Annotated in this window: 3 protein-coding genes; all 3 read left to right on the top strand. The window is 75.0% G+C overall.

Going from position 1 to position 8,579, the window contains the following annotated elements:
- A partial coding sequence (locus Q6969_RS10350; RefSeq protein ID WP_317230368.1) for a S8 family serine peptidase occupies window positions 1-3,511 on the top strand: 3,511 nt, incomplete at its 5' end.
- A 322-nt stretch (window positions 3,512-3,833) separates the two neighbouring features.
- Window positions 3,834-7,445 carry a S8 family serine peptidase gene (locus tag Q6969_RS10345; RefSeq protein WP_317230367.1) on the top strand — a complete coding sequence of 1,204 codons (3,612 nt, stop codon included), beginning with the start codon at window positions 3,834-3,836 and terminating at the stop codon, window positions 7,443-7,445.
- 108 nt (window positions 7,446-7,553) lie between these two features.
- A partial coding sequence (locus Q6969_RS10340) for an ATP-binding cassette domain-containing protein (protein ID WP_317230366.1) occupies window positions 7,554-8,579 on the top strand: 1,026 nt, incomplete at its 3' end.

The following is an 8,579-nucleotide window of genomic DNA, read 5'->3' as shown; positions in this document are numbered from 1 at the left end:
CCGCGGGGTCGCGCAGGCCGCGCCCCGTCCCGCCGACGGCGGCGGGAGCGCCGGCCGCGCCTCGTCCTACGTCGTGACGCTGCGTGCCGACCCCGCGGCGACGTACGCCGGCGGCACGCCGGGCCTGCAGTCGACCCGCGCGGATCCCGGCACGCAGCTCGACGCCGGCTCCGAGGCCGTGGAGGACTACGCGGGCCACCTGCGGGACGTCCAGCGCCAGACCGCGGCCGCCGTCGGCGCGCAGGTCGACCAGGCCTACGCGCTGACCCTCGACGGGTTCTCCGCCCGCCTCACCGCGCACCAGGCGGCGCGCCTGTCGGCGGACGACCGCGTCCTGAGCGTGCAGCCCGACACGCTGCTCCACCCGCAGTCGACCCCGGCGCTCGACGCGCTGGGGCTCCCCGGTCCCGACGGCGTCTGGGCCCGTACGGGCGGCCAGGAGCACGCGGGCGAGGGCGTCGTGCTGGGCGACATCGACACCGGGATCGCGCCCGACAACCCCGCGTTCGCCGGTGCTCCCCTCGGGACCGCGCCCGGTGCCGAGCCCTACCGGGACGGCGACGCCGACGGCACCGCGTACCGCAAGGCCGACGGCCATGTGTTCCACGGCGCCTGCCAGACCGGTCCCGGGTTCTCGGCCGCCGACTGCTCGACGAAGGTCATCGGCGCGCGCTACTTCGTCCAGGGGCGCCAGGCCGACGGCGACCCGCTCGGGCCGCAGGAGCGGCTCTCGCCCCGGGACACGAACGGGCACGGATCGCACACGGCCAGCACGGCCGCGGGCGACGGCGGGGTGACCGCCGTCGTGGCCGGCCAGGAGGTGGACGAGATCTCCGGCGTCGCCCCCGCCGCGCGGATCGCCGTCTACAAGGCCTGCTGGGACGGACCGGACCCGGCGGTGGAGACCGACGACGGCTGCTCCAGCAGCGACCTCGTCGCGGCCATCGAGCAGGCGACGGCGGACGGCGTCGACGTCGTCAACTACTCGATCGGCGGATCCGGGCAGACCGAGCTGAGCCCGACCGACCGGGCGTTCCTCGGAGCGGCCTCCGCGGGCGTCTTCGTCGCGGCTGCCGCGGGGAACAGCGGCCCGGACGCGGGCACGGGCGACAACAGCACCCCCTGGGTGACCACGGTCGGCGCGAGCTCCGCGCCGCACCCGTACTCCGGGACGATCGCGTTCGCGGACGGACGGAAGGTCGTCGGGGCGTCGCTGACGGTGATCGCCCCCGTCACGGCGCCGCTCGTGCTCGCCTCCGCGGCGTCCGTCGCGGGGGCGTCCTCCCCGGCCGTCTGCGCGGCGGACTCGCTCGATCCCGCCCGGGCGGCCAGGCGGATCGTCGTCTGCGACCGGGGCGTGACCGGGCGGGTGGAGAAGTCGGCGGAGGTGCGACGCGCCGGCGGCGTGGGCATGGTCCTCGTCAACACGAAGACCGACTCCGCGGACGCGGACTCCCACTCCGTCCCCACCGTGCACGTCGACGTGCCCTCGCGGCAGACGGTCCTCGACGAGGCGCGCGCCGGCGCGACGGCGACCATGGTCCGCGGCAACACGACGGGCAGCGAGGCCCCGGCCCCGCAGATCGCCGGCTTCAGCTCCCGCGGACCGGCCAGCCTCGCGGGAGGCGACGTCCTCAAGCCGGACGTCGCCGCTCCCGGCGTGGCGGTCCTCGCCGCCACCGCGGACACCGAGGCCGGTCGGCCGACCTTCGGCGCCCTGTCCGGCACGTCGATGGCCGCCCCGCACGTGGCCGGCAGCGGGCTGCTCTACCTCGGCGAGCACCCCCAGGCCGCGCCCGCGGAGATCAAGTCGGCGCTCATGACCACGGCCCGCGACACCGTGGACGCGGACGGCCATCCCCTGACGGACCCGTTCGCGCAGGGCGCGGGCGAGATCCAGACGACCCGCTACCTCGATCCCGGGCTGCTCTACCTCGCCGGCCACGACGACTGGGCGCGGTACGTCGCGGGCATCGGCGGCGACCTCGGTGACGGCGCCCAGCCCCGGGACCCGTCCGAGCTCAACCTGCCCAGCATCGCCGTCGCATCCCTCACGGGGCCGCGGACGGTGACGCGCACGGTCACCGCGACCCGCCCTGGCCGGTACACGGCGTCGGTCCAGGGGCTGGCCGGGGTGCACGCCGACGTGGTCCCCGCGACCCTCGCCTTCACGAAGGCCGGGCAGACGCGGTCCTTCACCGTCCGGCTCTCGTCCACGTCCGACGCGGAGGTGGGCCGGTACGCCACCGGCTCGCTGACCTGGACGGGCGGCGACACGACCGTGCGCAGCCCGATCGCCGTCCGGCCGGTCCCGGTCGTGGCGCCGGGGTCCGTGTCGGGCTCCGGCACGACGGGGGCGGCCGACGTCACGGTGACGGCCGGATCGACCGGCACCCTCCGGCCCGTGGTCGACGGGCTGGTCCGCGGCGTGCCGCTGCCCGACCCGACCCGCCCGGGCTCCGGGGAGTCCGGACGCGGGGAGGAGGGCGAGGTCCTCGCGCACCGGATCCACGTCGACGCGGGGGAGCACGCCCTGGTCGTGGACGTGCACCCGACCGCGGGGACGACGGACCTCGACCTGACGCTCGACCGGGTGGCGGCGGACGGCAGCGTGATCACCCGCCGGCAGTCCGGGACCGAGTCGGCGTCCGAGCGGATCACGGTCCTCGACCCGGAGCCCGGCGACTACGTGGCCCAGGTCCTCGTCTTCGGGGTGAGCACGGCGGGCGGGACGGGCGGCTACGTGATCGAGCCGTACCACCTGCGCCCGGGCGCGGGCGAGGGCGCCCCCTCGGTGCGACCGGAGTCGGTGCGCACGGTGCAGGGCGAGCAGGCGACGTTCCAGGTCGCGTGGGACGGCCTCGCCGCGGGGCCGGAGTACCTCGGGCTGGTCTCGTACGGCACGGACGCGTCGCCGCGCACGCTGGTCGACGTCACCACGGCGCCGAGCGCGGCACGCCCGCTCGCGGCGACCTCGGCCGCCCGCATCGAGGGGACGCCCATCGTGGGATCGCGGCTGACGGCGGACGTCGGGACGTGGGCCGCGAGCGGCCTCGCCTTCCGGACGAGGTGGCTGTCCGACGGGAAGCCGATGCCCGGCGCCGACGACGCCGCGTACCAGGCCACCGCCCAGGACGTGGGCAGGGCGCTGACCGCGGAGGTCACGGCGACGGCTCCCGACGGCTCGCACGGGGCGTCCGTGACGCAGCCGATGGCCGTGCGGTTCGCCCCGCGGGTGAGCGTGACCGTCACCGGGGCGGATCCGCGGAGCGGCCGGACGTCCGCCGTCGCCGTCCGCGTCGCGAGCCGCGCGCCCACGCCCGCCACCGGCACGGTCACCGTCTCGGTCGACGGGCAGGCGCACGACGTCGTCCTGGACGCGCAGGGGACCGCGCGCCTGGAGCTCGCCGACCTCGCGGCGGGCAGCCATCCCGTGCAGGCCGCCTACGCGGGCGACGCCGTCGTCGCACCGGGCACGAGCCCGCGGAGGCAGCTGCGCGTGATCGGCTGAGACGGGCCCGCGCGAGCGGCGGGCAGCACGACGGGAGGGGCGCGCGCCAGCAGGCGGGCGCCCCTTCCGCGTGCCGGGTCCGTCCGGACGGGATCCTGAACACCTGCTGCATGGGTGGCGTACGCGAGCCACGAGGGACCGCCCCGGGAGCAGCCGGGAGCGCTCGGGATCGCCGGGATGACGGGCTTCGAGGGACCTGTCCGATCTGTTACACGGCGGTAACACCCGGCCTATCTCAAGGCGAATACCCGGGGTATGTTGAGGATTCGTGCGCGTCTTCGGGGCGCGTGCGGGCCACTCATCCCCACTGAAGGACGTGTTCGTGATCCCACGCTTCTCCAGGCTCCGCACGGAGCCGAACCGCGCAGCATCCCTGCGCAGGGCGACGGCCTCCGCCGCCATCACCGCCCTCGTCGCAGCCGGCCTCGTGACCGTCGGAGCCGGAGGCGCCATGGCCGCCCCCGCCCCGACCGTCGCGAAGCAGGCCGTCGACCTGAAGGACGGCCGCTACATCGTGACCCTCGCCGACGAGGCCGCCGCGACCTACCAGGGCGGGGTCTCCGGGCTCGCCGCCACGCAGGCCCGATCGGGCACGCAGCTCGACGCCGACGCCGCTCCGGTCGTCGAGTACACGGACTACCTCGAGGGACAGCAGGAGGAGGTCGCCGCCAGCGTCGGCGCCGACATCGACTACTCGTACTCCCTCACGGTCAACGGCTTCTCGGCCGACCTCACCGCCGAGCAGGCGGCACGGCTCTCGAGCGACCGCAAGGTCGCGAGCGTCGAGCCCGACCGCATCTACCACCCCACCTCGACCCCGGCCATCGACTTCCTGGGGCTCACGGGCCCCGACGGCGTCTGGGCGGAGACGGGCGGGCAGGACTCCGCGGGCGAGGGCGCGGTCATCGGCGTCATCGACACCGGCATCGCCCCCGAGAACCCCTCCTTCGCGGGCGAGGCGCTCGGCACGACGGCGGGCGACGAGCCCTACCTCGACGGGTCCACGATCCGCTTCGACAAGGGCGACGGGACGCAGTTCACGGGCCTGTGCCAGACCGGCGAGCAGTTCACCGCCGCCGACTGCAGCACGAAGGTGATCGGCGCGCGCTACTACGTCGACGGCTTCGGCAAGGCGAACATCGGCACCGCGAAGACGGGCGAGTACGTCTCGCCGCGCGACGGCGACGGGCACGGCTCGCACACCGCGTCGACCGCGGCGGGCGAGCCGGGCGTCGAGGCGACCATCGCGGGCGCCGAGCTCGGCGAGATCTCCGGCGTGGCACCCGCGTCCAAGATCTCCGCCTACAAGGTGTGCTGGTCGGGTCCCGACCCCGCCGTCACCACCGACGACGGCTGCGCGGGCGCCGACCTCGTCGCCGCCATCGAGCAGGCGACGGCGGACGGCGTCGACGTCATCAACTACTCCATCGGCGGCGGATCGGCCGAGACCACGGTCTCCGCGACCGATGTCGCGTTCCTCGGCGCCGCCGCGGCCGGCATCTTCGTGTCGGCCTCCGCGGGCAACTCCGGCCCCGACTCCTCCACCCTCGACAACGCCTCGCCGTGGATCACCACGGTCGGCGCCAGCACGGTGGCGGGCAACTTCCAGGCCACGGCCCAGCTCGGGGACGGCCAGGCCTTCACGGGCGCGTCGATCACGGTCACCGAGCCCGTCTCGGGCGCCTTCGTCACGGCGGCCTCGGTCGCCGCGGCCGGCGCCACGACACCCGCGCTCTGCGGTCCCGGCGTCCTCGACCCGGCGAAGGCCGCGGGCACGATCGTCCTGTGCGAGCGCGGCACGTTCGACCGCGTCGCCAAGTCGGCCGAGGTCGCCCGCGCGGGCGGCATCGGCATGGTGCTCGTGAACCCGACGCCGAACTCGACGGACTCCGACACCCACGCGGTGCCGACCGTCCACCTCGACGCGGACGTCTACGCGGCCGTCACGGCCTACGCGTCCACGCCCGGCGCGACCGTCACGCTCGTCCCGGACAACACGACCGGCATCGAGGAGCCGACCCCCCAGGTCGCCGGCTTCAGCTCGCGCGGCCCGGTCCTCGCGGACGGCAGCGACATCCTCAAGCCCGACGTCACGGCGCCCGGCGTCGCGATCATCGCGGCGACCAACAACGCCGAGGGCGGCGAGCCGACCTACGGCCTCCTCTCCGGCACGTCGATGGCGGCCCCGCACGTGGCCGGCCTCGCGCTGCTGTACCTGGGCGAGCGCCCGAACGCGCCCGTCTCGGAGATCAAGTCGGCCCTCATGACCACCGCGTACGACACGGTGGACGGCGACGGCCAGCCCGTCACCGATCCCTTCGTGCAGGGCGCGGGTCACGTCGACCCGACCGAGTACCTGGACGCCGGGCTGCTCTACCTGAACGGCCTCGACGACTGGCTCGCCTACATCGCGGGCGTGGGGATCGAGACCGGCTCCGACCCGATCGACCCCTCGGAGCTCAACCTGGCGAGCATCGCGATCGGCACCCTGACGGGCGCCGAGACCGTGACCCGCGAGGTCACCTCGACGGGCGCCGGCACCTACACCGCCACCGTCCAGGGCCTCGAGGGCATCGAGGCGGACGTCACGCCGAGCACGCTCGAGTTCACCGCGGCCGGCCAGACGAAGTCGTTCGAGGTGGCCTTCACGCGCACCACGGCGACCGTCGACGAGTACGCCACCGGGTCCCTGACCTGGACGAGCGCCGACCACGTCGTGCGCAGCCCCGTCGCCGTCAACCCCGTCTCCATCGCGGCCCCGGCCGAGGTGCAGGGCACCGGCATCGACGGATCCGTCGACGTCACCGTCACGCCGGGTGCCACGGGCGAGATCGCGCTGACCGCCGAGGGCCTCGCCCCCGGCGTCGTCATCCCGAACCCGAAGGACAAGCGGTCGCCCTTCACCGGCTCCGGCAAGGCGAAGTCCTCCTTCACCTACCCGGTCACCGTGCCGAAGGGGCTGCTGGCAACGCGGATCGACGTCGACTCGGCGGACGACGCCGCGGACCTCGACCTCACGGTCACGCGCCTCGAGGGCGGGAAGGCCGTGGAGCAGTTCGTCTCGGCGACCGCGTCGGCCGACGAGTCGGTCACCATCGAGGACCCGACCGCGGGCTCGTACGTGGTGCAGGTCGACGTGTTCTCGATCCCGAAGGGGACGCGCACGCAGGACTTCACGGTCACCACGTTCGACCTGTCCACGACGACGGACGAGGGCGCCTTCCAGGTGTCCCCGAACCCGCTCGACGCGGTGCAGAGCACCCCGCTCACGTACACGGCGTCCTGGACGGGCCTCGAGCCCGAGACCGCGTACCTCGGTCGCGTGGCCTACTCGGGCAGCGCCGCCACGACCTACGTCCGCGTGGAGTCGGGCCCGATCCCGGCACCGGTCGCCACCGCGCCGCCCGTCATCTCGGGCTCGCCCGTCGTCGGTCAGACGCTCACCGCGTCCACCGGCGAGTGGGAGGCCGAGGGCCTCGCGTTCTCGTACCAGTGGTACGCGGACGGGAAGCCGCTTGCCGGCCAGACGCGCGCGACCTACCGGGTCTCGCCCTCCGTGGCGGGCAAGTCGATCACCGTCGTCGTGACGGCGAAGCCGGCCGCGGGGCTCTCGGGCACCGCCACGAGCGAGGCCGTCGTGGTCAAGCTGGCCAGCACCGTCACGGTGGGCCTCAAGCCGTCCGTGGTGACGAGCACGCAGAAGGCCGTCGTCACCGTCAAGGTCGACAGCGCCGCCAAGGCGGCGCCGACCGGCACGGTCGTCGTGCAGGTGGGCTCGGACTCGTTCGACGTCACGCTCGACGCGTCCGGCACCGGCCGCGTGGAGCTGCCGGCGTACGCGAAGGGCCGCTACACGGTCACCGCCACGTACGCGGGCGACGACGCCAACGCCGCGAGGACCAGCTCGCCGAAGTACCTCTCCGTGAGCCGCTGACCCGGCTGACAGGAGGGAAGTCCCCGAGGGGCGGGTGCCGGTCGGCATCCGCCCCTCGCGGCGTCCGGGATCCATTGCGCGGGGAAATCACCGGCGCTAGCATGCGCCATGGCCGTCATCGAAGCCGAGGGGCTCGTCAAGACCTACCACCCGCGCGGTGCGCCGCCGGTGCACGCGCTCGCCGGCCTCGACCTGCAGGTCCCGGAGGGCACGGTCCTCGGCCTGCTCGGGCCGAACGGCGCCGGCAAGACCACCGCCGTCAAGGTCCTCACGACGCTCATCCGACCGGACGCGGGCACCGCGCGGGTCGACGGGGTCGACGTGCTCACGCGCGGGGCGGACGTCCGGGCGATGATCGGGGTGTCCGGCCAGTACGCCGCCGTCGACGAGAACCTCACCGCGTTCGAGAACCTCGACATGGTCGGCCGGCTGTACCACATGGGCCGGCGCGCCTCGCGGGCGCGGGCCGACGAGCTCATCGCCACCTTCGGGCTCACGGAGGCGCGCGACCGCGCGGTGAAGGGCTTCTCGGGCGGCATGCGGCGGCGCATCGACCTCGCCGGCGCCCTCGTCGCCCGGCCCCGCGTGCTGTTCCTCGACGAACCGACCACCGGCCTCGACCCGCGCAGCCGGCTGGGGCTCTGGGACGTCATCACGCAGCTGGTGACGGAGGGCACGACCGTGCTGCTGACCACGCAGTACCTCGAGGAGGCGGACCGGCTCGCGGACGACATCGCCGTGATCGACGGCGGGACCGTCATCGCGCGGGGCACCGCCGACGAGCTGAAGAGCTCCATCGGCGGCCATCGGGTGGAGGTCGCGCTCGTGCGCGACGCGGACGGTCCGGCGGTGCGGGGGATCCTCGAGCGGGTCGGCACGACGTCGCCCGCGGTCTCCTCGGACGGCCGGACCCTCTCCGTGCAGGTCGACGACGGGCCGCGCGCGCTCGCCGCGGTCGTCGGCGAGCTGACCGCCGCGGGCGTCGAGCTGCACGACGCGGGCATGCGCCGCCCGACCCTCGACGACGTGTTCCTCCGGCTGACCGGCCACGGGACGGACGACGGGGACGGGGAGCAGGGGGAGGGGCCGGCGGATCCCGCCGCGGCCCGGCCGTCCGCCGCGGAGCCCCCGGCG

The organism is Clavibacter sp. MX14-G9D (assembly GCF_032917815.1).
In the GTDB taxonomy this organism is placed as follows: domain Bacteria; phylum Actinomycetota; class Actinomycetes; order Actinomycetales; family Microbacteriaceae; genus Clavibacter; species Clavibacter michiganensis_K.
This window is presented reverse-complemented; position numbering and strand designations above follow the sequence as displayed.